This is a genomic window from Zobellia nedashkovskayae (genome assembly GCF_015330125.1).
Taxonomy (GTDB): domain Bacteria; phylum Bacteroidota; class Bacteroidia; order Flavobacteriales; family Flavobacteriaceae; genus Zobellia; species Zobellia nedashkovskayae.
The window spans coordinates 638,861-664,426 of record NZ_JADDXR010000002.1 but is presented as its reverse complement, the minus strand read 5'-3'; the positions used below and the strand labels follow the sequence as shown (position 1 = coordinate 664,426).

20 protein-coding genes and 2 tRNA genes are annotated in these 25,566 nt (G+C 37.3%); 10 read left to right on the top strand and 12 right to left on the bottom strand.

Annotation, left to right across the window (positions count from 1 at the left end):
* The first annotated feature begins 16 nt into the window (after nt 1–16).
* Together IWB64_RS02855 and tsaB are read left to right on the top strand one after the other, a co-directional pair.
* Nucleotides 17–1,369, top strand: coding sequence for a TolC family protein (locus tag IWB64_RS02855; RefSeq protein WP_194532583.1), 1,353 nt, complete (start codon nt 17–19; stop codon nt 1,367–1,369).
* 97 nt (nt 1,370–1,466) lie between these two features.
* Complete coding sequence (gene tsaB / locus IWB64_RS02850) at nt 1,467–2,144, top strand: tRNA (adenosine(37)-N6)-threonylcarbamoyltransferase complex dimerization subunit type 1 TsaB (RefSeq protein ID WP_194532582.1); 678 nt, start codon at nt 1,467–1,469, stop codon at nt 2,142–2,144.
* Between the two features lie 18 nt (nt 2,145–2,162).
* Here tsaB and IWB64_RS02845 read toward each other — a convergent pair whose 3' ends face one another.
* The 3 genes from IWB64_RS02845 to IWB64_RS02835 all read right to left on the bottom strand — a co-directional run bounded on the left by IWB64_RS02845 (nt 2,163) and on the right by IWB64_RS02835 (nt 4,441).
* Nucleotides 2,163–2,999, bottom strand: a complete 837-nt coding sequence (locus IWB64_RS02845; protein WP_194532581.1) for a mechanosensitive ion channel family protein — start codon at nt 2,997–2,999, stop codon at nt 2,163–2,165.
* A gap of 243 nt (nt 3,000–3,242) precedes the next feature.
* Nucleotides 3,243–3,443, bottom strand: coding sequence for a dodecin family protein (locus IWB64_RS02840; RefSeq protein ID WP_155594773.1), 201 nt, complete (start codon nt 3,441–3,443; stop codon nt 3,243–3,245).
* A gap of 83 nt (nt 3,444–3,526) precedes the next feature.
* Nucleotides 3,527–4,441, bottom strand: coding sequence for a NifU family protein (locus IWB64_RS02835; protein WP_194532580.1), 915 nt, complete (start codon nt 4,439–4,441; stop codon nt 3,527–3,529).
* A gap of 133 nt (nt 4,442–4,574) precedes the next feature.
* On the opposite strand from IWB64_RS02835, the gene IWB64_RS02830 reads away from it, so the two are divergent.
* Nucleotides 4,575–5,588 carry a PorP/SprF family type IX secretion system membrane protein gene (locus IWB64_RS02830; protein ID WP_194532579.1) on the top strand — a complete coding sequence of 338 codons (1,014 nt, stop codon included), beginning with the start codon at nt 4,575–4,577 and terminating at the stop codon, nt 5,586–5,588.
* A 76-nt stretch (nt 5,589–5,664) separates the two neighbouring features.
* Here IWB64_RS02830 and IWB64_RS02825 read toward each other — a convergent pair whose 3' ends face one another.
* On the bottom strand, nt 5,665–6,852 hold the full coding sequence (locus IWB64_RS02825; protein ID WP_194532578.1) for a vWA domain-containing protein: 1,188 nt from the start codon (nt 6,850–6,852) through the stop codon (nt 5,665–5,667).
* A 307-nt stretch (nt 6,853–7,159) separates the two neighbouring features.
* On the opposite strand from IWB64_RS02825, the gene IWB64_RS02820 reads away from it, so the two are divergent.
* The 7 genes from IWB64_RS02820 to IWB64_RS02790 all read left to right on the top strand — a co-directional run bounded on the left by IWB64_RS02820 (nt 7,160) and on the right by IWB64_RS02790 (nt 18,084).
* Nucleotides 7,160–9,064 carry a tetratricopeptide repeat protein gene (locus tag IWB64_RS02820; protein WP_226975790.1) on the top strand — a complete coding sequence of 635 codons (1,905 nt, stop codon included), beginning with the start codon at nt 7,160–7,162 and terminating at the stop codon, nt 9,062–9,064.
* A 29-nt stretch (nt 9,065–9,093) separates the two neighbouring features.
* A complete protein-coding gene (locus tag IWB64_RS02815) occupies nt 9,094–9,822 on the top strand; it encodes a LytR/AlgR family response regulator transcription factor (RefSeq protein WP_194532576.1) in 729 nt (242 codons plus the stop codon).
* Nucleotides 9,823–9,852: 30 nt separating this feature from the next.
* Nucleotides 9,853–10,362 (top strand): gamma carbonic anhydrase family protein, encoded by a 510-nt coding sequence (locus IWB64_RS02810; RefSeq protein ID WP_194532575.1) that lies wholly within the window; start codon nt 9,853–9,855, stop codon nt 10,360–10,362.
* Between the two features lie 63 nt (nt 10,363–10,425).
* On the top strand, nt 10,426–11,313 hold the full coding sequence (gene fabD, locus IWB64_RS02805) for an ACP S-malonyltransferase (RefSeq protein WP_194532574.1): 888 nt from the start codon (nt 10,426–10,428) through the stop codon (nt 11,311–11,313).
* A 151-nt stretch (nt 11,314–11,464) separates the two neighbouring features.
* Nucleotides 11,465–15,145: an Ig-like domain-containing protein gene (locus IWB64_RS02800; RefSeq protein ID WP_194532573.1), complete on the top strand. Its 3,681-nt coding sequence runs from the start codon at nt 11,465–11,467 to the stop codon at nt 15,143–15,145.
* 8 nt (nt 15,146–15,153) lie between these two features.
* Nucleotides 15,154–16,137 carry a PorP/SprF family type IX secretion system membrane protein gene (locus IWB64_RS02795; protein WP_194532572.1) on the top strand — a complete coding sequence of 328 codons (984 nt, stop codon included), beginning with the start codon at nt 15,154–15,156 and terminating at the stop codon, nt 16,135–16,137.
* A 9-nt stretch (nt 16,138–16,146) separates the two neighbouring features.
* On the top strand, nt 16,147–18,084 hold the full coding sequence (locus IWB64_RS02790) for an OmpA family protein (RefSeq protein WP_194532571.1): 1,938 nt from the start codon (nt 16,147–16,149) through the stop codon (nt 18,082–18,084).
* Between the two features lie 438 nt (nt 18,085–18,522).
* Here IWB64_RS02790 and IWB64_RS02785 read toward each other — a convergent pair whose 3' ends face one another.
* The 8 genes from IWB64_RS02785 to mutS form a co-directional block, all read right to left on the bottom strand.
* On the bottom strand, nt 18,523–19,158 hold the full coding sequence (locus IWB64_RS02785; protein ID WP_194532570.1) for a SanA/YdcF family protein: 636 nt from the start codon (nt 19,156–19,158) through the stop codon (nt 18,523–18,525).
* A gap of 56 nt (nt 19,159–19,214) precedes the next feature.
* On the bottom strand, nt 19,215–19,493 hold the full coding sequence (locus IWB64_RS02780; RefSeq protein ID WP_194532569.1) for a hypothetical protein: 279 nt from the start codon (nt 19,491–19,493) through the stop codon (nt 19,215–19,217).
* Between the two features lie 212 nt (nt 19,494–19,705).
* On the bottom strand, nt 19,706–20,521 hold the full coding sequence (gene proC / locus IWB64_RS02775) for a pyrroline-5-carboxylate reductase (protein ID WP_194532568.1): 816 nt from the start codon (nt 20,519–20,521) through the stop codon (nt 19,706–19,708).
* Nucleotides 20,522–20,576: 55 nt separating this feature from the next.
* Complete coding sequence (locus IWB64_RS02770; RefSeq protein WP_194532567.1) at nt 20,577–20,768, bottom strand: hypothetical protein; 192 nt, start codon at nt 20,766–20,768, stop codon at nt 20,577–20,579.
* A gap of 247 nt (nt 20,769–21,015) precedes the next feature.
* Nucleotides 21,016–22,353 (bottom strand): MGH1-like glycoside hydrolase domain-containing protein, encoded by a 1,338-nt coding sequence (locus IWB64_RS02765; protein ID WP_194532566.1) that lies wholly within the window; start codon nt 22,351–22,353, stop codon nt 21,016–21,018.
* A gap of 168 nt (nt 22,354–22,521) precedes the next feature.
* Nucleotides 22,522–22,605 (bottom strand) — tRNA-Leu (locus tag IWB64_RS02760).
* Nucleotides 22,606–22,679: 74 nt separating this feature from the next.
* Nucleotides 22,680–22,752 (bottom strand) — tRNA-Gly (locus IWB64_RS02755).
* 133 nt (nt 22,753–22,885) lie between these two features.
* Nucleotides 22,886–25,468, bottom strand: coding sequence for a DNA mismatch repair protein MutS (mutS, locus tag IWB64_RS02750; RefSeq protein ID WP_194532565.1), 2,583 nt, complete (start codon nt 25,466–25,468; stop codon nt 22,886–22,888).
* Nucleotides 25,469–25,566: the final 98 nt, after the last annotated feature.

Below are 25,566 nucleotides of genomic sequence, written 5' to 3'. Positions count from 1 at the left end.
ATCAAAAAATCAAAACATGAATTTTAAACTAACAGCATTGCTGCTCTTATTTTCTATTGGAGCGGTTAGCGCACAGCAGAAAAATTGGACGCTGCAGGAATGCGTAGAGTATGCGGTAGAACACAACCTTTCCGTAGAACAGTATGAATTAGACTTGCAGAATGCACAAATTGATAAATCTGACGCAGTAGGTGCAATGTTGCCCGCGGTCAATGCTTCTTCAAGCGTTACGGGTAGTACTGGGCTTTCATTTGACCCGACAACCAATCAACCGGTAACTACTACGATTTTATCAGCAAGTGGAGGGATAACTTCTTCGTTGACACTTTTTGACGGGTTGCGAAACCTTCATCGTTTGAATCGGGCTAAGTTGAATGCGATATCCAATCAATATCGCTTAGATGACCTTAAAGATGATATTCGTTTAAACGTAGCCAATTCCTATTTACAGATACTTTCTAACAAAGAAACTTTAAAAGTATTTGAGGCGCAATTTGCCGTATCGGAACAGGATTTAAAACGGTCAAAGGAATTGGTAGATGCAGGGGTACTGCCTAATGGCGATTTACTGGAAATAGAAGCTACATTGGCAAATCTGGAACAACAGATTGTAAACACTCAGAACCAAGTGCTAATTTCCCGTATCAACTTGGCGCAGTTGCTTCAAATTACGGATTACGAAAATTTTGATGTTTTGGAAGGCGATTTTCAAGTACCTCCTTCTGAGGTTCTTACGAAGTCACCAAAGGAAATTTTTGCTGAAGCCTTAACTTTTAGGAACGATATTAAGTTTTCTCAATCAGGAATAGATTTGGCTAATAAAGATTTGGATATCGCCAAAGGTGCTGTTTATCCTTCTTTGGGAGCTTTCTTTAATTACAATACAAGATATTCTGACCAAGGAGGTTTTGATAGTTCTACGGGTAGTTTAGTACCTGCTGAAAGTTTTTCAAATCAGTTATGGATCAATGATGGTATATCTTATGGTGCGCAGTTAGATATTCCAATCTTCAATGGCTTTGCAGTGAAGAACAACATTAAAAGGTCTAAAATTAATGTTGAGAAAGCAAAACTACAGTTAGAGCAGGATAAATTGAATTTAGAGACGAACATTAACCAAGCTTATGTAGATGTAACAAGCTTTTCTAAAGCATATGATGCAGCTCAAAAAACTTTGGACGCAAGACGTTTGGCTTACGATTATTCAAAAGAACGTTATGATGTAGGCCTTATGAATGCTTTTGATTTTAGTCAGGCGCAATCTAGAGTAGACAATGCAGAGGCAGATTTGATTAGAACTAAATACGATTACATTTTTAGACTTAAAGTATTGGAGTTTTATTTTGGCTTGCCATTAGAGTTGAATTAAGAGTTTACAGATAGAAAATAGAAAACCTGCTTAGTGCAATAGTAAGCAGGTTTTTTTATACGCTAATTTCAACCTTCTCATGTATCTTTGCAGCCGTATGAGCATAATATTAAACTTAGAAACGGCAACTACCAATTGTTCGGTGAGTATTGCCAAAGAAGGACGGATTTTAGCAATTAAAGAGCACGATACGCCTAATTATTCACATTCGGAACAACTACATGTCTTCATCCAAGAAGTGCTTAAGGAAGTAAATATAGATGCTTCTGAATTAGATGCTATTGCAGTTAGTAAAGGTCCGGGTTCGTATACAGGTCTCCGTATTGGCGTTTCCGCTGCTAAAGGATTATGCTTTGCTTTGGATATCCCTTTAATTTCAATTGCAACGCTTAGTAGTATGGCAGCCCAAATAATATCATCAGATATTGATTATATCATTCCTGTTTTAGATGCACGCCGTATGGAAGTGTATTCAGCAGTATTTGATAAAGATAAAAATGAGGTAAGAACTACAGAAGCCGAAATTATTGAAGAGAATTCTTTCTCTGAATATTTAGAAAAGGGAAAAGTGATTTTGGTGGGTAGTGGTGCAGAAAAGTGTAAAACAATGCTGTCTCATGCTAATTTTAGTTATAATACGACCATTGTGCCTTCGGCCAATGAAATGGTTCAGTTATCATATAAAAAATTCAAAGCGGGCGAATTTGAAGATGTCGCCTACTTTGAACCTTATTATTTAAAAGACTTTATGTTGCAACAGAAGAAAAAAAAGTAATTCTGTTTCCGATATAGTCTATGCCTTTAGGGTTTGACCTTTCATATTTAAATCGCGTTGTGGGAAAGGTATTTCAATACCAGCTTCGTCAAATCTTCGTTTTGTTTCTTCTATTATAAAGAAGTGAGCTGCCCAAAATACCGAGTTCTCTGCCCAAAAACGTAAACTAAGGTTTACAGAGCTGTCTCCCAAACCATCAACATATACTTCCGGCTTAGGGTCTTTTAATACGTTCTCATTATTCGCACAGATATCAAGCATAATATCTTTGGCAACTTTAATATTAGAACTATATCCTATACCAACTTTAATATTATCACGTCTTGTAGGCATGGCGCTATAGTTTACCACATTATTGTTAGATAATTGTCCGTTAGGAATAATCGCTAATTGGTTACCGAACGTAGAGAGTTTTGTATAGAAAATAGTAATCTCTTTTACTGTTCCATCTACATTTTGAGCCGAAATAAAATCTCCGATTTTAAAAGGTTTAAAAAGTAGAATAAGTACACCTCCAGCAAAATTGGAAAGTGAGCCCTGCAGAGCCAAACCAATGGCCAGACCAGCTGCACCTATTATGGCAATTAGTGATGATGATTTAACTCCCAATTGGGTGATAACCAAAACAAAAAGTAAAACCTTAAGTGCTATATTAATAAAACTCTGTAGAAAACTTTCTAAAGCTAAGTCGTAATCTTTCTTTTCAAAGAATTTACGTACCATTTTATTAATAAAGCGGACTATCCATAAACCAATGATTAAAATGATAAAGGCCATTATTAGGTCTGGTAAAACTTTCCATACCCAATCTATGGCTTTGTCTATATGTTCTTGATAATTTGCAAATTCTTCCATTCATATTTTATTTAAGTGCGCAACATACTAATTACACGGGCCTCAATCAAGCTGAAACCATTAAACTATTGTTAATGGAACTCCTATGAATCGAATGGGTCAACACTTTGTTCGTATGTGCTCAAAACGCAATGGATACTCTTAATATTTCAATGGGCAGCACATTATTTTTTCAGAAGATTAATGGTCAAAAAAAAGCGCCGCAAGATATTGCGGCGCTCTCTACTAAACTGTTTTTCGTGTTTATTTGATTTCAAAAGTAATTTTGACGTTCACACGATAATTGTCCATTTTCCCATCTTTTACGGTAGCACTTTGCTCATTGATGTAAACCGACTTTATATTCTTTACTGATTTAGAAGCTTGAGCAACGGCTTGTTTAGCTGCATCTTCCCAGCCTTTATCAGAGTTTGCCAATACTTCTATTACTTTTAGAACTGCCATAATAATTTATATTTTATAGTTTCCTTGAAATTACAAAATTATTGGACAGGTTTGTTGATTCTAAGCCAGTAAAAATTAGCTCATTACCCATTTACAGCTACAACTTCGTTTACTTTGTCTCCCATCATATTCTTCAACATGGTCTCAATACCATTTTTTAAAGTGAAGGTAGAAGAAGGACAACCACTACATGCTCCTTGTAGAATAACGTTTACAGTCTTGCTTTTTTCTTCGTACGATTGAAAGAGAATATTCCCGCCATCGCTTGCAACTGCAGGTTTTACATATTCCTCAAGAATATCTACAATTTGTTGAGAAGTATCGTCCAAATCAGCAGCTGGTTGACTTGGAGCGGAACTATCTTGAGCTTCTTCTTTTGTTTTAGCTATTGCACTTTCGGAAACAGCTTCATTACCATCGGCTAGATACTCACGTATGTGTTCGCGCAATGGCATGGTAACGTCTTCCCATTCAGCAACGTCGTATTTGCTAACAGAAACATAATTAAGGTCAAAGAAAACTTCTTTAACAAACGGAAAGCTAAATAACTGTTTAGCTAATTCAGAATTTTTGGCCTCATCTATATTCTTAAACTCAAAAGCGCCAGGAACAATAGGTTTGTTCGCTACAAATTTCATTACTGACGGGTTTGGGGTAACCTCTGCGTAAACTGTAATGGCAACTTTTTTAGAAGTTTCCTCTTCTTCGTTAACAATAGGTTCATCAGCATTTAAGTACTCAACCAACTGTTGGGCAACTTCGTCTTTTACATCATCCCATTCAACAATATCAAAACGCTCAAGTCCTATAAAGTTTCCAGAGATATATACCGTTTTGATAAACGGAAGATAAAAAAGTTGCTGGGCCAAAGGTGATTTTTTGGCTTCGTCTATATTTTTAAACTCGTAGTTCTTGTTTTTCGTTAAAAAGTGATTCGTCTCAAATTTTAGAATCGCAGGGTTGTTGGTTTTAACAACCGTAATTGTATACTCCTTCATGGTGTCAAAATTTTTGTAAAAATACAACCTATTTTTGAACAGTCCGTATTGATTTGTCTATATAATAATGTTGCGTTTCAACCGTTATACCTTATATTTAGTCGATAAAATAATCATCCTCTATATCCAACAGATGAAATACCGTTTACTGCTCTTGCTTGCATCCCTTTCCTTTGCATTTCAATCTACCGCACAAGAAGGGATACCTGTATATTTTGATTATTTATCGGATAATTACTATTTGGTTTATCCATCAATGGCCGGTATTAGTGAAGGGGGGAAAATAAGGGCTACTGCAAGAATGCAATGGTTTGATGTAGATGATGCTCCAAATTTACAGACCATAAACGCTAATTTTAGAATTGGAGAAAGTAATAGTGGGGTAGGAGCTATCATTTTTAATGATGCTAACGGGTACCATTCACAAACAGGAGTAAAGGTTACATATGCCCATCATTTAAAATTGGGTGGTGACGGACGAAACTTAAATCAACTTTCATTTGGTTTAAGTCCTACCTATCTACAAAGTAGTTTAGATGAGTCAGAATTTCGTTCAGATGTACTGGATGATGCTATTTCTGGTATAAAATTGAGTGAAGGCTATTTTAATGTAGACTTGGGTTTTTCATATAACTTAATGGAATTTTATGCCCATGTAGCGGTAACCAACCTATTAGGTAGTGAGCGTAGTCTATATCGTTATGGAAAGGGAAATGATCAAATTCCTGTAATTGATAATTTAAGAAGGTATTTGTTCTCGGTAGGGTATGTTTTTGGTAAACAAGAGTGGCAATTGGAGCCTTCGGTTTTATTTCAGTTGAGTGAGTTTACTGAAGAAAAAACAATTGACTTGAATGCGAAAGTCTACAAAGATGTAGATTTTGGACGTATTTGGGGAGGATTATCATATAGAAGAAGTTTTGAAGGTGGGCAATTTGCAACCGCAGATAGCTTTGGAGAACAACGCTTGCAATTGATTACTCCTATAGTAGGAGCCAATGTTGGAAACTTTATGGTTTCGTATAACTATTCTTATCAGTCGGGCGATATTCGTTTTGATAGTGGTGGATTTCACCAAATAACATTGGGTTATGATTTTGGTCAAAAAGAACGTAGATATGATTGCTATTGTCCTTCGGCGCAATAGGTATTTGAAAATACAAACAAACAAAAAAAGCATCCCGAAATTTCGGGATGCTTTTTTGTTTGAAGTAAAGTGGTGACTATTCTTCCCACTTATAATCTTTTTTTGCAGCTTGCTTTTTTATTGCTTTTAACATAGCATTTTCAAGCTCTCCTTTTTCTCCTTCTTTCTGTTGTTCGGCAATAAATTTTTCGCGTTTTGCATTTAATGTTTGAATCTCTTTCTGTATTTTACTTCGGTCAGATTTTTTTTCTTGGATGTAGGATTCCATTTCGGTCTTTGATTTACCTTTTAATTCTTTCGGTAATTCATCTTCTTTAATTGTTGCAACATCAAAATTTTCATCGTCAGAAGCATCTACCAAGTCCCAATTTTTATTTTTGTAAAGTCTAGAACTTTTGCTCACCGCCCGCTTTACCGCTACCGCCTCTTCTAGTTCATAGGCATTAGAATCCTGGGTACGTTGTTTTTCCATTTTTGCAATTCCCATGGTGCCATAGGAGATGTAGGTCTTATTTAATTTTGAGTTTAGTTGTATGATGACATCATCATAAGGCGTATCAATATGAACTACTTTTCTATTGTGATCAATAGCAATGTATTCGCCTCCGGTTAGTGTAGCACCATTTTTCCAATCAGAACTAATTCCTTGCTCATAGTTTCCGCAGTAAATAGTGTTAACTACAATGTCTTTTTCTTTGGCATTGGTAACTGCATCCTTGTAATTTAACTTGCCTTGTGTAAAAGGTTCATTGCCTGCAATAAAAATCATTTTAAGGTTATCTGGGTTTTCTCCCCAATTCAATTGTTTTAATGAGGTATGGATAACTTCGCCGCAATACTCCTCTCCACCATTCGTGGTTAATGAGAATAGTTTCTCAGATATTTCGTCTAAGTCTCCGCTAAAATTTAAAACCTGTTGAATGTATCCTTCTCTTGAAGATAGATTGTCGTTACCATATTGGTAAAGCGCAATTTGTAGTTCCGGTCTTTGCTCGTTTCCGCATTTGGCATAGGTAAACTTATTTACAATATCCCAAAGCTGCGATTTGGCCTGATTGATAAGGCCATCCATACTATTACTGGTATCTAGTAACAAGGCAATCTTTACTGTGTTAGTTTTTGGTTTTTCGTTATTTGCTGTTGTAAATGATTGAGCCAGTACCGCTTCTGTAGTTGCTTTTTTAGGTTTTAACTCGCAGCCGTACATGCCAGTTAGGGCGAATGACATAAAAGCTAATCCAAGAATCTGTCGTGTGTTTTTCATAATTGTTTTTTTTTTTTTTTGATGCTCTATTTAGAGATGATTAATTTGTTTGTATTTATCGTTGTTGATGAGGTAAAAGTAGAGGCAACTTATTTGCTGTAAAACCTATTTTGAGGGAAGTGGCGTTTTAAAAGAGGGAACGTTCCTTTTGAATGCGTGAAGCCTTTAGAAAGGGTAATTTTTTAAGGGATTAGGTATAAAAGCAGTTTTTTAGTGCCGCATAATTCAACTAAGTTTACGTTGTACAACTAATTAGATGCAATCAATTCGCTACATATTGTTTTTCCTTTTTATAGGATGCTGCACAATGAACTCTTGGGCGCAAAGAGAGGTTGGTCGTAGTAAAATGGCCATGCCTCAAAATAACCTGCATCAAGTTTATTTAGATTCTGCCAATACCTATAAACAAAGTGATATTGAAAAGAGTATTGATTATATCACCAATTCCATAGCAGTTCTTGGGAAACGGGCGGATAAAAAGTCGCTTGCGGAATCTTTGGTGGCTTTGGGCGAGGTATATAGATATCACAATCAATATGATTTAGCAATTACCAATTATGAAGATGCATTAGAAGCCTATAAGTCTACCCGAACAACCTTGCTACTAGCGGAAGCTTATATTCTTAATAAACAGTTTTCAGAAGCCGAAAAAGAACTTCAGCCTTTATTAAAAATTGAAGGTCTTAAACCTTCTCAGAAAGTAAGTTTAAATGAGAACTTGGGAGATGCATATAGGGGATTGGGGCTAGTTGAAAAAGCGGTGGCATTTTATGAAGAAGGACTTGTAGTTGCCAGAAAGAATCAAATAACCCCTAAGCTTGCTGATCTAAATTCCAAAATTGCCGACACCTATGCTCAAGACGATAAATTAGTAGAGGCAGGTGCGTACTACAATAGTTCTCTTCAGCTTACCGAAGGTCTAGAGCCTAAGCGTGCCGTACAAGAAAAAGAGAAAGTTGCTGATTTCTATAATCAGAAAAGCCAATACGGAGCAGAAATTGAATTGCGTAAAAAAAGTCTTAATGAGCTAAAAACCCTTCCAAAAGGAAGAACTACCAAACGAGAAGCGCGAGGAGATTTTGATAGCATTACTTCTCAGCGTATCAATTACAAAATAGCCAATGCTTATATAGCTCAGGACAAGTATGACGAGGCTATTCCGTATTTGAAAGAGAGTATAGAAGAGGCAGGTTCTGAAAACGATTTGGTGGTGCAAAAAGATGCGACGCGTAAACTTTCGGAGGTTTTTGTATATAAAGGAGACTATCCTAAGGCTTTTGAGAGTTATAGAAATTACGTGTCTTTGGTAGATACCTTATATGTGCGAAAAGAACAAGAAATATCTAGGGCAGCCAGATTTAACCGAGAGATTTCGTCCAAGCAAAACCGTATTTCTGGTCTTGAGCAAGAAAGGGAACTATCCCAAAGTAAGTATGACCTGGCATTGACCGAACAGGAATTGATACAAGAGAATAACAAACGCCAAAAATGGATTATCTACTCCCTTATTTTTGGTATGATATTGCTGGGTCTGGCGGCATTTTTCTTTTACCGTAGTAATCAGCAGCAAAAATTGGCGAACAACCTCTTGGCTTTGAAATCCTTGCGTTCGCAAATGAATCCGCATTTTATTTTTAATGCACTTAACTCGGTAAATAACTATATAGCCAAGAGTGATGAACGTAGTGCGAACAGATTTCTTAGTGAATTTTCAACCTTAATGCGTTCGGTGTTAGAGAACTCAGAGGAAGATTTTATTCCGCTTGCTAAAGAATTAGATTTGTTGGAGTTGTATGTGAAGTTAGAGCATTCTCGTTTTCCTGCTAAGTTTGATTATGAGCTGAATGTAGATAAAAGCATAGATGTTTCAACTTTTGAAATTCCACCTATGTTACTTCAGCCTTATATAGAAAATGCTATTTGGCATGGACTTCGATATAAAGAAGAAAAAGGCTTTTTAAAAATCGATGTAAAACCAAAAGGGACAACATCAATAGAAATAACCATAACGGATGACGGTATTGGGAGAAAAAAATCGGCAGAACTAAAAACTCAGAACCAAAAGAAACAGAAATCAAAGGGTATGGGGAATATCAAAAAACGAATTGCCATTCTAAATGATATGTATAAGAATAAGGTAGATGTTACTATTTCTGACCTTACTGTAGATGGTTCAGGAACAAAAGTGCTCTTCGTTCTCCATAAAGATTAATGAGATTCTATTCTATTTAAAAACCTGCTATGAAATTGAATGCCATAATTGTAGAAGACGAAGCCAATAGCCGTGAAATATTGCGGAACTATTTGGGTAAATACTGTGCCGATGTAAATTTGGTAGGAGAAGCGGCGTCAATTCAAGAAGGGCTTGAGCTTATTCAAAAGCACGATTTGGACTTAGTGTTTTTAGATGTAGAGATGCCTTTTGGGAATGCCTTTGATTTATTGGATCAATTGCCTGACCGTACTTTTGAGACGGTTTTTGTAACGGCTTATAATCAATACGCTTTGGATGCTTTAAACAGCCATGCAGCCTATTACCTTATGAAGCCTATAAATATTGATGAATTGATTAAGGCCGTTGGTTACGTGCAGGAAATCAAGTATAAAGAAAACCAACTGGCCGATACCATGTTGCAGCCAAAACTAAAGTCGGTAGAGGGAAAAATAACTTTACCACAACAAGATGGTTTTCAGGTGCTTAACGTCTCTGATATTCTTTACTGCCAGGCCGATGATAATTACACCGAGATTTATTTAGAAAATAAAAAGATTTTAGTGAGCAAGACTTTAAAGTATTTCGAAGACGCGCTTGCCGGTTTTTCGTTTGCCCGTATTCATAAATCGTACTTGGTAAATGTGAACGAGGTAGTAAAATACAGAAAAGGAAAGGGAGGGAGTGTGGTGGTCTCTAACGGAAAAGAGTTATTGGTCTCGGCCTCAAAGAAGAAAGACTTTTTAGCGTATTTTTAAAAGCTCGGAATTAAGATAAAACGAATTAAGATGATAAAAACGATTAACGGGAAAACACCACAATTTGGTGAGGATTGTTTCATTGCAGAAAATGCTACGATTGTAGGAGAGGTGACGATGGGCAATCAATGTAGTATCTGGTATAATGCCGTACTTAGGGGAGATGTACATTTTATTAAAATGGGCAATAAAGTAAATGTGCAAGATGGTGCCATAGTGCATTGCACGTATCAGAAATCGCCAACTACCATTGGCAATAATGTCTCTATAGGACACAATGCTATTGTTCATGGGTGTACCTTAAAAGATAATGTGCTCGTAGGTATGGGAAGTATAATTATGGATGATTGTATTGTGGAAAGTAATAGTATCATTGCTGCTGGCGCTGTGGTAACAAAAGGAACTCATGTGCCGGCCGGAAGTATATTTGCGGGGACACCAGCTAAGAAAATAAAAGATATTAGCCCGGAACTCAGTTCAGGAGAAATTGATCGTATAGCAAACAATTACGTAATGTATTCCAGTTGGTTTAAAGAGTAGGAAACGGTACTTGAGACTTGAACTTAATTTGCTATTTTTGCACGCACCAAAAAACGAAAAATAATGAATGCATATATATTTCCCGGACAAGGGGCGCAATTTGTTGGTATGGGTCTAGACCTCTATGAAAAATACCCATTGGCACAACAGCTTTTTGAGCAGGCAAATGAGATTCTTGGTTTTGCTATTACAGATATTATGTTTGAAGGTACGCCCGAAGACTTAAAGCAAACCAAGGTTACCCAACCGGCCATTTTTTTACATTCGGTTATTTTGAGTAAGGTAATGGGCGATAGTTTTAAGCCGGATATGGTTGCAGGCCATTCATTAGGTGAGTTTTCTGCCTTAGTAGCTAATGGCTCCTTAGGTTTTGAAGATGGATTAAAATTGGTTTCTCAACGTGCTTTGGCTATGCAGAAAGCATGTGAACTTCAGCCAAGTACAATGGCAGCGGTTTTAGGACTAGAAGATGCTATAGTAGAGAAGATATGTGAGGAAACCCCAGGTATTGTGGTAGCAGCAAATTATAACTGTCCTGGACAATTAGTAATTTCAGGAGAGGTAGAAGCTATAGATGCAGCTTGTGTTAAAATGAAAGAAGCAGGCGCTAGAAGAGCTTTGGTACTTCCTGTAGGTGGTGCATTTCATTCGCCTTTAATGGAGCCTGCTCGTGAAGAGTTGGCGGCAGCAATAGAGAATACAACTTTTGCAACACCTAAGTGTCCAGTTTACCAAAATGTGACGACTGTTGCGGTTAGTGATGCTGTTGAAATTCAGAAAAATCTAATTTCTCAATTGACTGCACCCGTAAAATGGACGCAAAGTGTGGAAAATATGGTAAAAGATGGAGCTTCCCTGTTTATAGAGGTAGGTCCAGGAAAAGTGCTGCAAGGCCTAGTTAGAAAAATAGCTCCAGAGGCAAAAAGTCAATCTGCAGATATCCCAAGTTGATGTTTCATCCGTATATGATGTAGTTCGTCCATAAAACCTTGATTTAACCCCAGAATTACGGTAGTGGACATTTTTTTTAGTAATATTGACGCCCATTTAGCCACGACCTACTTTATTTGCTGTGAATTGAATCTTTGTTCAAAGGACAGTTATGAAATTGAAAAAGAAAAAAGTTTGCTTTTCCCACAGTTTAAGAGCACAAGGAAGAGTTGTTTTATTATTTGTATTGTTTTTGGGTTTTAGCTTTGCTGCTAGTGCTCAGACAGTCTCTATTGCACGTACTACGCCCACAGAACCTGTAGAAGGGGCTGCCGGTGTTGGTGGTTCGTATACAGTTACTAGAGCCGGAGGTTTTTTATTGCCTACCACTGTTACGCTAAGTATTACGGGCACAGCTACCCCTGACGTGGATTACCAGGCTCTCACCCTTTCTTTTACTTTGACCGCTGTAGCCCCTAGTGAATCTTTTGATATCAACATAAGTGAAGATGAATTAATTGAGCTAGGTGAGACCATTATTATTACGATAAGCAATGTTAGTACTGGAACTATTAGTCCGACTGCTAATACTGTTACTTTTACCATACAAGACAATGATACGGGTACTTTTACCTTGACGACTCCAGAACCTAATGCAGCTGAACAAACTACGGTTAGGGGGCGCTATTTACTTACGCTAGACAAGGAGAACGCTACTGGAACAACAATTACAATACCATACACTTTAGGGGGTACTGCAACGCCTACTTCTGATTATACAACAACAGGTCAAGTTGGTCAATTTACGTTTCCTTCAGGTCAAGCTGCTAGAGCTTTAAATATTAATGTTATAGATGATGCCATTGTAGAGCCCGACGAAACGGTTACTTTAACATTAGGAGCTCCTAGTAATACAGCGAAGTTTAACTATGTGGCCACACCACTTGCTCAACGAACAGTTACAATAGAAGATAATGATTGTGCAGCGGGGGATGTTGCTCCTGTTCTAAATGCAACTACAGCAGCATTTTGTGACGATTTCACGACGGACTTAGATTCATACTATGATGGGGCACGACCTACAGGGGCGGTCCTAATATGGACTACCAATAATACAAATCTATTATTGCAATCAGATTGGGCGCCTAGAACAGGGCTTAGTCCTGTAAGTGCTCCTGGAACTTACTATGCTTTTTTCTGGGATGAACCTAATGATTGTCCTAGTCCATCTTCAGCCATAACTATTACGCAGAGTTTGTCGCCATCTGCAGGTACTGTATCCTCATCGCAAACTGCATGTAATAATGCAACTAATGAGTTTGGACCTATTTCTATAGACCTTAATAATGCTAGCGTAATTACAGGCCAAGATGCAGGTGCCTGGGCATGGACTTCTGGTCCAACAAATATTGCTCCTGTAGGAGCAAATGCTACCGTAAATTTTAGCGGGCAAGCTGCGGGAGCTTACGTTTATACTTTTACTACAAATGGTGCAGTAGAACCATGTACTAATAAATCAACAACAGTTACTATTAATGTAGCTAATTGTGATCCATGTACCGCAGGAAATGCTGCCCCAGTATTAGATACAACTGTCCAGCGAACGTTTTGCGATGATATTACATCGTCTTTAAATGACTACGCTCCTAACAGTGGCCCAAATGCCAGCGTATTGCGTTGGGCAACGGATAATTTAGATCTGGTAGGGAGTTTTGTTCCAAATAATAGGATAAACGATCCATTACCAGGTACATATTATGGGTTCTATTATGATGCCGTAAATAATTGTCCGAGTCCATCATTAACGTTAACATTGGTTCAAAATTCGACACCTGAAATTCTTGGGACTCCAACTGGAGATAGTAGATGTGGGCCAGGAGAGGTCACACTTACGGCTACTGCTACGCAAAATGCCACCTATAACTGGTATACAAGTGAGACTGGCGGTGCTTTAGTTGGAAATGGAGCAATCCTTACTATTAGTGCTTTAACGAGTACAACATCTTATTATGTAGAGGCAGTATCTAATACCTGTAGGTCATTTCCACGAGTTAAAGTAGATGCTGTTATTTTACCTCCTGTAAATACAGGTGCACCAGAAAATGCATCGTCTTGTAATGACGCTGCTTTTGGTACTACCACCTTAGATTTAGATACCACTTTTTCTACAGCGGCAAGCGCAGGTACATGGGCTTGGTCTTCAGGGCCTGCTAATGTAACTCCTGATGGTGAAAACGTGGTAGATTTTCAAGGTTTGGCAAATGGCACATATGTTTTTGCTTATACAACTACAGGTGCGGAGGCACCCTGTGTTAATGAAACGGCTGAGGTTAGTATTTCTGTTAGTAGTTGTGATACTGATGATGATGGTGATGGCTTATTTGGTGGATTGGAATCTAGCCTTGGTACTGATCCTAATAATGCGGATTCTGATGGTGATGGTGTAGATGATGGTGTTGAAGTTGGTGATGATACTGCCAATCCTTTAGATACTGATGGAGACGGAATAATTGACGCTTTAGAGTCCAATGTTTTGGATACGGATAGCGATGGTGTTTTTGATCAATTAGATCCAGGCAACAATAACGCATGTATTCCAGATAGTTCAAATGGACTTTGTGATACAGATGAAGATGGTATTACTGACGGGCAAGAAGAAGCAGACGGTACTAATCCTTTAGATGCTTGCGACCCTGATGTCAATAATGCAAATTGCGACCCGACACCTATAGACCTAGAAGTAATAAAGACAGTTGATAAGGAAGCGGCTGTTGCGGGCGATGAGGTTATTTTTACACTAACAGTTAATAATCTATCTGATCGTGTTGCTCGAAATGTTACGGTAGGCGAGATGCTGGAAACAGGTTTTGAATACAAATCACACAGCGCGGCGGATGGTAGTTATGATTTAGCTGCTGGCGAATGGACAATTGCTGAGATTCCGGTAAACGGAACAACCACTTTAACTATCACTGTTGATGTGTTGGACGGAGGTCCTTACACGAACGTAGCCGAACTTTTACAATCGTTCCCAGTAGATAGTAACCCTGCAAATGATAGTTCAGAAATCACTTTAAACATTGCTCTTCCGGAAGGTGTTGACTTAGTTTTGGAGAAATTTGCGCGCATTGTTAAAGAAGGAGATACACTAGGTATTCGACAACCGTATGAAAACTCAGATAGAGTTAACCCGTTAGTAGGTCAAGAAGTAATTTTTACAATTAGGGTAACGAATAATTCTAATGAAGATGCTATTTCTAATATCCAAGTACGAGATACTATTTCTTCAAGAGGAGATAGTGGCTTTGTTTATATAAGCAGCATAGCAGATAAAGGGGAGTACTCATCTGAGACCGGAATCTGGGTCATACCGGAATTGATTAGAAATGAAGTTGCTATTCTTGAAATAAGAGTAGGACTTCCAATAGAGGGTACTTTTGAGAATAGTGCTGAAATTATACGGTCCTCTCCGGTTGATAGCGAAGACAAATACGCTAATAATACAGACACGGCTATCGTAAATGTTTCAGCAAGGACCGAAGCGGAGTTAGGAATTATTTACAATCAGTTCTCTCCAAATAACGATGGGACTAATGATGTACTGAAAATAAATAAGGAATTCGGGTCTACTACGATAGATTTGGTTTACGATATCAAAATTTTCAATAGATACGGAAAAGTAATTTTTGAAGGCGATCAAATGACCGATGAAGTTATTTGGGATGGAATGTGGGAAGGTAAAGAATCACCTGACGGCACTTATTTTTATATCCTAAACGTAACGCTACAAGAAGAAGTAGAAGGTTTTGATACCAATACCACTAAAAAAGGCTGGATTCAGCTCATAAGATAAATAGGATAATGCAGTATAGAACACTAAAATCCTTTTACGGTTACATCTGCTTTACTATAGGTGTATTGTTCATTTCGGCAAATAGCTTTGCTCAAAAGGAACCTCAGTATACGCAGTACATGTATAACATTGGTAGCTTTAACCCTGGTTATGTAGGCTCAGTTCAGAATCCTGAAATAGCAGCTTCCTATCGTGCACAATGGTTAGATGTTGACGGTACACCACGTACCATTCGTTTAGGAACCAACATACCTTTCGCCAATGAAAAAACGGGACTTGGTCTTAATATTATTAGCGATCAACTAGGACCATCTACACAGACGTATGTAGAAGTGGCGTATTCGTACCAGTTTAATGTTTCCGACAAGGCAAAACTTTCCTTTGGAATGGATGCAGGAGGTTCTTTTTTGAATGTAGATTTTTCAAAAGGTACTTTCGAAAACCCAGGGGAACCAATATTAGGACGTGAAAACATTTCTAAATTTTATCCTACTATTGGAGCTGGTTTCTTTCTGTACGAGGATGACATTTGGTATCTAGGGGCTTCTATACCTAATTTTTTGACGGATGGTATATACAACGATGATGTAGCTACAATTATAGAAGACAAATTACAGTTCAACTTTATAGGGGGTTACGTCTTTGATGTTTCCGAAATGTTGAAGTTCAAACCTGCATTTTTGTTGAACTATATTAACGGAGCACCTTTAAATACCAATCTGAGCGCTAACTTTATGTATAACGATAAGTTTACCATGGGGGCATCTTACCGGTTGGGAAGTGCAGTTAGTGGCCTTGTAGGGTTTCAAATAACCAATGGTAGTTTTATTGGGTATTCGTACGATTATAACACGAGCCCATTAGGTGAGTTCAGTAGTGGTTCACACGAAATAATCCTTAAGTTTTATTTAGGTAGAGGAGATGGTTCTGGCGGAAGTAGCAAGAGCTTAAAAGGGAAGCCAAAACAAATTGATACGCCTAGATTTTTCTAATATTAGACTATGAAATTCAGAATCTTCATATTATTTTTTACGTTGGCCATAGGATTTTCTTACGGGCAAGAGGTGACATCTAAGGCCGATAATTATTTTTATAGTTATGCCTACGATGATGCTATTATTGAGTATAACAAACAAATGCAACAGGGTAAGTTCATTACTAATAATCAGCTTTTGAACTTAGCGGATTCTTACTTTAAAACGGGAGAGTACAATAAAGCCTCAAAATTATATCTTGATATTAATAAGAACGATACTATAATGTCTGCGCATCGTTTTAATAAGATGTTACAAAGTTTGGCTAAAATTTCCGAGCAAGATAGAGTTAAGGCATTTTTGAAATCTAAGAGTAATTCACTTGAAAGTGAATTGGTGGAAAATGCTGAATTTAACTACCTTTTGTTCGATAAGAAAGAAACGGAGGCCGCTGGATTTTTTATTTTCACCTTAACTGGTAATAGCGAGTTTTCGGACTTTTCTCCTGCGTTTCATGATGATAAATTGTTATTCAGTAGTGGGCGAAAGAGCAAATCAAAACGTATTTATGGTCCTTCTGGGGAATCGTATTTGGATATTTACGAAGCTGATATAGAAAAAGGGGGCAACATAGGTTCTGTAAACGTTTATAAAGGTGTGCCTGACTCTCCTTTTCATAAATCCACACCTTTCTATTCCAGTACAACTGGAGGTACATACTATGTGCTTTCTAATGCCAAAGGTAAAAACCTGGCTTTTGATGAAAAAGGAAAGAACGCATTGGCTATTGGTATGGCTTATGAGGGCGGGCTCTTTAGGTTTTTACTGAAGGATTTGAGTACGTCTTTTTATTATCCGTTCTATGATGAAGAAAATGAGCGATTATATTTTGCCGCTAATTTTGATGATAGTTATGGTGGAACTGACCTGTACTATGTAGTGACCAATAATGGTCAGGTAATGTCAGAGCCTATAAATATGGGTCCAAGAATAAATACGCCAGGTAATGAGATAGCGCCTTATATTTACGATAATAGCCTCTTCTTTTCATCAGATGTTTTTTATGGTGTTGGAGGAATGGATGTATATCGTAGTAATATACAACCTGATAATACTTTTAGTATTCCTGTAAATCTTGGTGAGGGAATAAATTCAAAATATGATGAATTCGGTTTTATCATACGACCTGGTGAGGGTCATGAATTAATGGGTTATTTTTCATCCAATAGACCAGGTGGCAAGGGTAATGATGATATCTATGGTTTTAAAGTAGCGGCCAAACCGGGTCCGCGTACGCTTATTTTTAAAGGAAAGGTTGTGAAACCTCCGTATGATGAGGCAATTGCTGATGCAGAAGTACGAGTTCTAGATAATAGTGGTAGTGTTCTTGTCGAAATGGTAACTAAAGGAGACGGTAGCTATCAAGTAGAAATACCCTATACGGATATAGTTTCAATGGAAATAATCAAAGATGGTTATTCAACTTTTAGAGAAACATATAATCCTAAGGAATTGGAGGAGTTGCAGAAAGCACCCTTACAGGTGCAACTAGCTTCCTTAAGTGATATTGTCAAAGAGAAGGAAGGGAAAAAGGTATTGAACGTAAATAATTTCTTCTTTGAAACAGGTAAGAGTAATGTTAATATAGCAATGACTTCAGAGTTGGATAAGGTTGTAGATGCTATTAAGAAATTCCCTAAGCTTAGGATTTCAATTGAGACCCATACGGATAGTAAGGGCGGGAGTAGTTCTAACAAACGGATATCCGAGAAACGCTCAGAGGCTATTAAAGCTTATCTATTGGCAAACGGTGTTTCAAGTGAGAACATAACCAAGGCCGTAGGTTACGGAGAAGAAAAAATTATCAATAACTGTACGAATGGTGTGTATTGCCTAGATTTTCTTCATAAGCAGAATCTTAGAACACTTTTTGTCATTGATAATTATGACGCTATTAGTCAATAAGTTAAGTGTTTATTAAAATTTTTATTCAAAAATTAATACCGATAAATAGAAAATAGAGATTTAAATAATATGCCCAAGAATCATTGCTTAAAATGATTCTTGGGCTTTTCTATACCCGGTATTTCTTTGGTTGTTCTCTTTTTTAAATTTTTATACCCTAATACTGGATTACTAAAGAAGCAGTTGTCACTAACAATTTCTCTATATTAGGATTAAAGAAATTCAGCACAATAAAGTTTACTCTGAAAACAACAGGAATATGCTAACTTTATTAGAATCTTTTTATGAAGTCATTTAGGTATTGTGCATCATGTCAATAGCTGTCATGAAAAGAGTTGAGGAATACATCCGAACTAGTATTTTTAAAATGAGCTTTAGTTTTGACAGGTAAGACAGATTACGGCCGCCAGAATAAGTCTTTTAAATGGAAAAGAGATGTTATTTTATTTCAACCTCTTCACCAAAAAACTTAGGTTGGATGTTGAGGGCCAAGTCAATGAAAACTTTGACTCTTGCTAAATATTCACGTAAGTGAACTTTAAGGCCTTGTGTGCCAATTATGCTCTTTGCATTATAACCAATAGCATTTAAGCCTTTTTTTTCAGCCAAATAGATAGCTCTTTGGTTGTGAAATTCCTGTGAGATTACGGTAACATTATTTAGTCCAAAAACCTCTTTGGCTCTCACCATGGAGTCTAAGGTTCTGAAACCTGCAAAATCTAAAAAGATTTTTTCAGATGGAATACCTTTGGCTATTAAGTCTTTTTTGAAAGTATTGGGTTCATTATAATAACGAGTGCCGTTGTCACCACTAACCAATACAAAGTCTATTTTTTTAGCTTTGTAAAGTTCTATGGTGGCATTTATGCGATAAGTGTAGTAAGGATTTGGAAGTCCCCCGATCAATTTTTTTGAAGTTCCTAGTACCAAGCCCACTCTATTTTTAGGGATTTCATTTGGATTAGAAAAGGTTTTCCCTTTCGCAGATGAGCTTATGATGAAATCACACAATAAAATAAAAAGAAAAAGGACAAGCACAAGGACTCCACCAATTTTATAGTACCTTTTTCTCATATGATTTTTTAGTAAGCTATAAATATAGGTAAAAGAAAGTCTATGTGAATCTTCTATTAGATAAGCTCGTTTAACTCTTTTTCTAACTTTTGAATTTCTGAACTTATGGAAAGATGACTGTTGTTTGGAACTAACTCCAATTTAGCAGCCATTTGATTAGCTTCAAATAAGATGTTACTTAGTCTAATATTAAAATTGCGAGCTTTCTCATATTTTCTTCCATCTGAGTTACCATAATAAGAAGATTGAAACTTCTGTTTCAATAAGTAAAGTTTCTCCACTAGTTTATCCGTAGTATTGGTGGTTTTTGATTTTTGTGTAAAGTTCGAGGCCATATTGCTTCAATTAAGGTCAAAGTACCATTTCTGGGTGCTTTTCGTGGTTAATTTTTTGCTTTGGTATACAAACAAGAACGGTATAAAGTCTAAAACACACTGATTTTTTCGATAAAATGTAAGAGATTTCTGGTATCACGGCATTTTAGCAGGGTTAGGTTATTCATTAAACTGTACCGTAAGCTTAGTAGCTTTGTGTTTGCATATGCTTTTTAGTGAGGCTGCTCTTCCTTACCCAATTCAACAGCACGGTCAAAGGCAGCGAAAGCAGCTTCTTTAATCAGTTCGCTTACATTGTTGTCGTCCATAGAATCTAATGCAGCTTGTGTTGTGCCACCCTTGCTAGCTACACGGTCCATCCAAGAGTTAGGGCTCAAATTATTCTGATTGAACAGCTCAATAGCTCCTGTAAAGGTTTCGCTTACCAAAACACTGGATACCTTTTTAGAAAACCCCATTTGTAAAGCGGCCTCCATCATACTCTGCATAAAATAGAATACATAGGCAGGGCCGCTACCAGAAATGCCTGTAGAGGCGTCTATAAAGTTCTCATCAAGCACTCTAATAGATTTTCCAGTGGTATCTAAAAGATTCTCTACAGTCAACAGTTCAATTCTTGAAATCTCATTGGATGCTGTGTAAGAAGTAAGACCTTTGCCAACTTTTGCAGGTAGATTAGGCATAGCACGAACAATCTTGCTCAAACCTGTTTGTTCTTTTATGGTATCTATGGTGATACCTGCCATAATGGAAATTATTATTTGTTCAGAATTAATTAGTGGTTTAATGGTTTCGAACAACTTAGCAGAATGGTAGGGTTTTACCGCAATAAAAATAATATCTGCTTGTGGAACACATTCCTCTAATTTTTCAAATGTATCAAAGTGTGCTATTTCATTCAGTTCTTTCAGTTTCTCTTCGGAACTGTCTAAAACCATAATATTTTTTTTCTTGAGTAGTTTGGATTTAGACATGCCTTCTGCATAGGTTAAGCCCATATTTCCGGCACCGATTACTAATACTTTCATGAATTTATTTTAAAAGGTTACTTATAAATTGCAAAGATAGGTCTTGTATTATAGTTTAGATAAACAGTTGGCAATCCTCATAGTTCTTTATTTTTCCGTAATAGGTCTTCCTGTACTTCTGAACGGTATTAATGGGTAGCCCTATAAAGTAACGCTTTATAGAAGTTACCTTGGTAGTTAACGGTCCCATATTTATGCTGTAATGTTTCTCTGTTGTTGTTTTTCTCTTAATATATAATAGCTTCATAAAAATTGTTTAGCAAGTAACATATCATAATCAATTGCTATCGCAAGTATAGGGTGTTAAGGTTTTGTTATTGTAGTCTTTTGGGGTTGCTATTTCATTATTATCAGGTCGAATATGGTTTTCCCGTACAAATTTCGACCACGATGAAGAAGTTGCTAAAAGTTTTTTTCGAGGAGGATTATAGCTAACAATATGATGCTTTACTCTTAGACTTTCTAACGCTTGATTAATTGGATAAATTACAAGTTTACTTTTTTACGCTATCATATAGTCTAGTCATTTCAATTAAAGGATTATGACCTAAATAATCTTTACAGGGTTCGTTTTTCTCTGTTTGTGGTTTTCGCAAAACATCTTTAGGGCTTCCTCCCAAAGGATGATAGAATTCCCATATGGTTCCAGTCTTTTCAAATTGTACTGAACTTTGGTCCAATGCTTTTTCCATAAGTATCTTTGTTGCATCTTCTCTTCCATATTGGGTACAGCCACGGGCAATCCAATAGGTCATGCTGTTCCAAGATGGTCCGCGCCACATTCTTAATTCAAATTTAGGGTCGCGTTTGCCAACTGTTGCAACTGGGTGCGCCGTGTTAAAATAGGAACTATCTAAAAGGTAATCATCTATTAATCTATCTGCTTGTTCTTGAGTTGCTACCCCAAATACAATAGGAAACAACGTCTCAAAAGCTAAACTTCTAAGTGAAGGGTCTTTCATTGCCCAAGAATCAAAAAACAAACCTTCTTCTTCTGAATATAATTCGGTTTGAATAAATTTCTTTAAATTCTCTGAACGCTTTTCAAAGTAGGTGTTGTCCAGATTTAGTTCTTTAGACCATTTGCTTGCCATCTGGTACATAAAATAAACATGGCAGGTGGCATCGATACATGCGAATTTTCCATCTTTTGTATCGTCAAACCGTATTCCTTCGTCTATTCCGCTTTCCCACTCCTTAAGTAGAATGTCATTGTAAAAGAAGCCTTCTCCTTCTGCTTTTCGATTATTTTCAAACCAAGTGATTTGTCTAATTAATGGGGAGTAAAAATGATTTATTATGGAATCGTTTCCTGTAACTTTCCTGTAATCTTCTACTGCAAATGGCCAGAATGGAGGGTGTCCTATCTTTTTATCCCAAGTTACACTGTCCGATTCTGCATTTGGCATCCAAATCGACCCAGGAATTAAACCGTCTGCTTCTTGGTTTTTAATATTGTTGAACATTTGTTTAATAGCATGTTCTGGATGAGAGTTGACCACATCAATGGCTTGGTTAACAATATCCCAATGCCCAAATGCAGGTCCGTAAATATATCCTGGTCCAATTTCTTCCCATTCGTGTTCAAAGGGCCATACAGCTTCGTGTGTACTTTTTTTATGTAATTCGGCTACATATTGTAACATAGGTCTCCATTCGGGCTTGCCTATGGTGTTTGCTTCTGTTATTAGTTGCTCCCAGCCTGTGTCTTTATTTTGTTTTTTGATTTCTTGTTCTGAAGGTTTATCGGTACAACTCCAAATTGCAATACTGATTGCTAGTAACAAAAAAAATCTTCTTGGTAATCTCATTGCTATTTTGGCTGTTAGCATGCTTAAATGTTTAAATTGACATTGTCGGTCCGGAAAAGCAATTTAAGAAATTGAATAGGATTATAGGTGTTTTTCTATAGTTAGTACATGGGAAGATAAAATGAATGTTCATTTGAGGCTTAAAACCAAAAAACCCTTGAAAATCGTAAGATTAACAAGGGTCTAAAGTACTCGAGACGGGACTTGAACCCGTACGGACTAATGTCCATTGGATTTTAAGTCCAACGTGTCTACCAATTCCACCACTCGAGCCGCTATTGGTAAAGTCTTTAACAAAAAAACGCCGTCATGCAGCGTTAATATGTTGAGCGTAAAAGTGCTCTTTGAGCGAAAAACGGGATTCGAACCCGCGACCTCCACCTTGGCAAGGTGGCGCTCTACCAGCTGAGCTATTTTCGCGTATTGTAATAAGGTAATGAACGTGACATCTTTCACAGATGCGGATGCAAATTTAATACAATTCTCTAAAACTCAAAGAATATTTATATGAAATCTTAAAAATAAAAAAACAGCACTTTTTGTTGTCCAAAAATTATGAGGTTGCCTTCTTGTTTTTTGTTAATAATCGCTTTATTTCATTCAATTTCATAAGAGCTTCAACGGGTGTTAAGGTGTTGATATCGAGATAGGTGATTTCTTCTTTTATCTGCAAGAGCAATGGGTCATCCAAATTAAAGAAGCTTAGTTGCATCTCATCTTGGGCACTGTTTAATTTATCGGTCAGCTCTTCGCTGGAGTGCGATTTTTCAAGTTTTTTGAGAATTTTATTCGCTTTATGGATGACTTGGGAGGGCATTCCCGCCATTTTAGCCACATGAATACCAAAACTATGTTCGCTTCCACCTTCGGTCAATTTCCGAAGAAAAAGCACATTGTCTTTCAATTCTTTCACTGAAACGTTAAAATTTTTGATGCGCTCAAAGGTATTACACATTTCATTAAGCTCATGATAGTGTGTGGCAAAAAGTGTTTTGGCTCTTGCAGGATGCTCATGAAGATACTCACTAATGGCCCAAGCAATAGAAATACCATCGTAAGTGCTTGTTCCTCTTCCAATCTCATCTAGTAGGACCAAACTACGTTCGGATAGGTTGTTCAGAATAGAAGCGGTCTCATTCATTTCCACCATAAAAGTAGATTCACCCATAGAAATATTATCACTCGCGCCAACACGGGTAAAGATTTTGTCTACATAACCTATTTCAGCAGCTTCTGCAGGTACAAAAGAGCCCATTTGAGCCAAAAGTACGATAAGTGCCGTCTGCCTAAGAATAGCGGATTTACCACTCATGTTAGGACCGGTGATCATTATAATTTGTTGCTCGTCTCGGTTTAGAATTACATCATTGGCAATATAGGCCTCGCCCAATGGTAATTGCTTTTCTATAACGGGGTGTCTACCATTTTTAATATTGATTTCGGTAGAGTCGTTAATGTTTGGTTTTGAATAGTTGTTCTCTTTGGCAAGTTGAGCAAAACCACAAAGACAATCTAACTGAGCAATTTGTTGAGCGTTATTTTGAACTGGAGCAATATATTCTTGTGCCCAAACCACCAATTGAGAAAACAGTTGTTGCTCAAGATTAAGTATACGTTCTTCTGCTCCTAAAATTTTGGCTTCGTATTCCTTAAGTTCCTCTGTAATATAGCGTTCTGCATTAACTAAGGTTTGCTTGCGAATCCACTCTTCGGGCACTTTGTCCTTATGTGTATTACGGACTTCAATGTAATAGCCAAAAACATTGTTAGAAGCTATTTTAAGAGAAGTAATGCCGGTGCGTTCAGTTTCGCGTGTCAACATTTTATCTAAGTAATCTTTACCTGAAAATGCCAATCCGCGAAGTTCGTCCAGCTCATCAGAATAACCATCGGCAATAGTTTTGCCTTTTGGAATATGGACGGGAGCTTCCTCATTAATCATTTCCTTAATCTTGCTGCGTAACATGTCGCATGCATGTAGTTGGTCGGATATCAGTTGTAAAGACTCATCATTACTTTGTGCCGTGAGTTGTTTTATAGGAATAATAGCTTCCAGTGAATTTTTGAGCTGTACAATCTCTTTTGGATTCACTTTTCCGGTAGCAACTTTAGAAATGAGGCGTTCCAAATCGCCCATTTGTTTGATACGTTGCTGAATTTTTAACAGAGAATCATCATGATCTCGCAAATAGGAAACTACCTGGTGCCGTCGGCTTATTTTTTCAGTGTTCTTTAACGGGAGTGCCAGCCATCTTTTAAGCATACGCCCGCCCATAGGAGATAAGGTCTTATCTATAATACTTAAAAGTGTTACCGCATTTTGGTTGTTGGAATGGTAAAGTTCTAAGTTTCTAATGGTAAAACGGTCCATCCAGATATGTTCTTCCTCGGCAATACGTTTTAGGCTGTTTATGTGTTGTAGCTGTCTATGCTGTGTTTCCGATAGGTAATGCAAAACCACGCCGGATGCAATAATACCATGGCCTAGATGGTCAACACCAAAGCCTTTTAGTGTGCTAGTTTTAAAATGATTGGTAAGGGTCTCTAGGGCGTAATCGTTTTGAAAAACCCAGTCTTCCATATAAAAAGTGTGGAACTGTTTCCCGAAAACATCTAGAAATTCTTTTTTATGTTTTTTTGAAACCAACACTTCGTTGGGAGCAAAGTTTTGTAAGAGTTTATCAATTTGTTCTTCCGTACCTTCAGAAGTGAGAAATTCACCTGTAGAAATATCAACAAAAGAAACACCAAGTAGTTTTCTTCCAAAGTGAACGGCACAAAGAAAGTTATTGGTCTTGGCATTTAGAATATCATCGTTCATAGCAACGCCGGGAGTAACCAGTTCCGTGACACCCCGTTTCACGATAGTTTTGGTCATTTTTGGATCCTCCAACTGGTCGCAAATAGCAACCCGCTCCCCAGCTTTCACCAATTTGGGCAAATAGGTGTTGACTGAATGGTGAGGAAAACCCGCCAATTCAGTGCGCTCACCACCATTGTTACGGTGGGTGAGTATAATCCCCAAAATTTTTGAAGCTCTTACGGCATCTTCACCAAAAGTTTCATAAAAATCGCCTACACGAAACAATAATAAAGCATCAGGATACTTCGTCTTGATGGTATTGTACTGTTTCATTAAAGGCGTTACCTTTTTTGTTTTTTCTGGTTTTCCCAAAGCGATAAGAATAGTTTAATTTTACGACGAAAGTCTGTAAAACGAAAGTACTATTTTTT

Excerpts from the sequence above, each read along its gene's own strand:
- IWB64_RS02830 (WP_194532579.1), top strand. The coding sequence starts at position 4,575 with ATGAAATACCGTTTACTGCTCTTGCTTGCATCCCTTTCCTTTGCATTT.
- IWB64_RS02790 (WP_194532571.1), top strand. The coding sequence starts at position 16,147 with ATGAAATTCAGAATCTTCATATTATTTTTTACGTTGGCCATAGGATTT.
- proC (WP_194532568.1), bottom strand. The coding sequence starts at position 20,521 with ATGAAAGTATTAGTAATCGGTGCCGGAAATATGGGCTTAACCTATGCA.
- IWB64_RS02780 (WP_194532569.1), bottom strand. The coding sequence starts at position 19,493 with ATGGCCTCGAACTTTACACAAAAATCAAAAACCACCAATACTACGGAT.
- IWB64_RS02785 (WP_194532570.1), bottom strand. The coding sequence starts at position 19,158 with ATGAGAAAAAGGTACTATAAAATTGGTGGAGTCCTTGTGCTTGTCCTT.
- tsaB (WP_194532582.1), top strand. The coding sequence starts at position 1,467 with ATGAGCATAATATTAAACTTAGAAACGGCAACTACCAATTGTTCGGTG.
- IWB64_RS02815 (WP_194532576.1), top strand. The coding sequence starts at position 9,094 with ATGAAATTGAATGCCATAATTGTAGAAGACGAAGCCAATAGCCGTGAA.
- IWB64_RS02795 (WP_194532572.1), top strand. The coding sequence starts at position 15,154 with ATGCAGTATAGAACACTAAAATCCTTTTACGGTTACATCTGCTTTACT.
- IWB64_RS02835 (WP_194532580.1), bottom strand. The coding sequence starts at position 4,441 with ATGAAGGAGTATACAATTACGGTTGTTAAAACCAACAACCCTGCGATT.
- fabD (WP_194532574.1), top strand. The coding sequence starts at position 10,426 with ATGAATGCATATATATTTCCCGGACAAGGGGCGCAATTTGTTGGTATG.
- IWB64_RS02825 (WP_194532578.1), bottom strand. The coding sequence starts at position 6,852 with ATGAAAAACACACGACAGATTCTTGGATTAGCTTTTATGTCATTCGCC.
- IWB64_RS02770 (WP_194532567.1), bottom strand. The coding sequence starts at position 20,768 with ATGAAGCTATTATATATTAAGAGAAAAACAACAACAGAGAAACATTAC.
- IWB64_RS02820 (WP_226975790.1), top strand. The coding sequence starts at position 7,160 with ATGAACTCTTGGGCGCAAAGAGAGGTTGGTCGTAGTAAAATGGCCATG.
- IWB64_RS02840 (WP_155594773.1), bottom strand. The coding sequence starts at position 3,443 with ATGGCAGTTCTAAAAGTAATAGAAGTATTGGCAAACTCTGATAAAGGC.
- IWB64_RS02810 (WP_194532575.1), top strand. The coding sequence starts at position 9,853 with ATGATAAAAACGATTAACGGGAAAACACCACAATTTGGTGAGGATTGT.
- IWB64_RS02855 (WP_194532583.1), top strand. The coding sequence starts at position 17 with ATGAATTTTAAACTAACAGCATTGCTGCTCTTATTTTCTATTGGAGCG.
- IWB64_RS02800 (WP_194532573.1), top strand. The coding sequence starts at position 11,465 with ATGAAATTGAAAAAGAAAAAAGTTTGCTTTTCCCACAGTTTAAGAGCA.
- IWB64_RS02845 (WP_194532581.1), bottom strand. The coding sequence starts at position 2,999 with ATGGAAGAATTTGCAAATTATCAAGAACATATAGACAAAGCCATAGAT.
- mutS (WP_194532565.1), bottom strand. The coding sequence starts at position 25,468 with ATGAAACAGTACAATACCATCAAGACGAAGTATCCTGATGCTTTATTA.
- IWB64_RS02765 (WP_194532566.1), bottom strand. The coding sequence starts at position 22,353 with ATGCTAACAGCCAAAATAGCAATGAGATTACCAAGAAGATTTTTTTTG.